Origin of the sequence: Priestia sp. BR_2 (assembly GCF_041954005.1) — a bacterium.
Taxonomy (GTDB): Bacteria; Bacillota; Bacilli; order Paenibacillales; family Paenibacillaceae; genus Paenibacillus_AQ; species Paenibacillus_AQ lautus_A.
Window position 1 is genome coordinate 1 of the sequence record NZ_JAVFHM010000168.1, and the last position, 1454, is coordinate 1454.

Consider the following 1454-nt stretch of genomic DNA (forward strand, 5'->3'; position numbering starts at 1 on the left):
ATAAATAAAGACTCTAACGAACCAAACCATCGGCTAAATCTTAGCCGATGGTTTTATTTGAGTAGATGTTGTTAATAAGGAACATTTCCTTGCTTAATTACAAAAATAAGAACAAGAAAGAGTATGAAAATGGAGATGAAGCTGAAAATATTATACTCATAACATTTCGTTCCTTCTTTTAATCTTTTCATTCCCTTTATAAGTGCAGGTCAAATCTAAAATAGCCCTTTTAAAGAAATTAAAGGAAATATAATACCCGTTTATACAACATTTTATTGTAAGATAGATTAGTTGCATATGAATCGAATATTAGTAGGTCCACACTAACTTATCTATTTTTAGTGTAAGGAATCAAGAAAGAGTGAGGGAAAGGTCAAAATGTCTAAGACAAGGTATAAGAACCAAAAAGAATCCAATGAAGCAATTGCAAAAGCTTATATAGAGAACAATTATACAAATAGTCAAAATAAGCTGTTGCTAGTATCAAAAGCTAATTACGGGAAAAAAAGTTCAAATGTATGTTACTCGGCAGTAGACGATAAAGGTATGAATTTTTATGAATTTAACAACAACGCTGAACAGAATTTAATGTTAATTGAGCGGTATGAATGGGCTGATTTCTCTAGCGTTACAATTGACCATAGCATTACAAAATCAGCATTTACATTTGTAGGTCATGGTGAAAATAGGGATATTACAATAGAGGTAAAAGGAAAGGAAGTAGAGCAAGTTATTCGTAACCACTCTTCTATGGAAGTTAACGTAGTAAAAAGACCTGTCTGGACTAAGGTATTAGGATATCGTTCACAGACAACTTGGAAAATGTTTATGGCTTCGACTGTTTATACATTAATTCTTTTATTTATTTTAAATGCTTTGTTACCAGCATCTACTCATAATTTTATTACGGGACTATCTTTATTCCTTTTCCTTCTAAGCATCATAGGTTTCCTTGTTGGATTAATAAAGCCAAAATGGGTATTGCCTAAATTTAAAGTCAAAACAAGAAAACGTGTATTATTTTCTTATCTATATTTAATTCTTAGTTGTTTTTTTATTGTTGGAATCTTTAGTGATGAAGAATCAACTTCGACTCCGGCTTCAACTCAAGTAAGTTCTTCGCAAAACAGTGCCACTGTTGCATCTGAAAAAGATGGTGCTGATAGCAACAAGCAAAAAGTTGAAAAGAATGATAGTGATAAAGCAGTAAAAGAAGAGAAAAAACAAAAAGCTGAGGAGCAAGCAGCAAAAGAAGAAGCAAAACAAAAAGCTGAAGAGCAAGCAGCAAAAGAAGAAGCAAAACAAAAAGCTGAAGAGCAAGCAGCAAAACAAGAAGCAGAGCGTAAAGCTCAACAACAAGCAGCTAGTCAACAGGCTACAACTAGCAGCAGTGGAAATTATAAGCCATTTGAAAATGATCCGAGTGATGATCAACAGTCTAATATGTCTTGTTC

1 protein-coding gene is annotated in these 1454 nt (G+C 32.7%); it reads left to right on the plus strand.

Translation table 11 applies throughout. The annotated features are described in order from the left end of the window. Positions 1-378 precede the first annotated feature (378 nt). Positions 379-1454: hypothetical protein (locus RB298_RS08265; RefSeq protein ID WP_486046747.1), on the plus strand; the 1076-nt coding region annotated here is incomplete at its 3' end.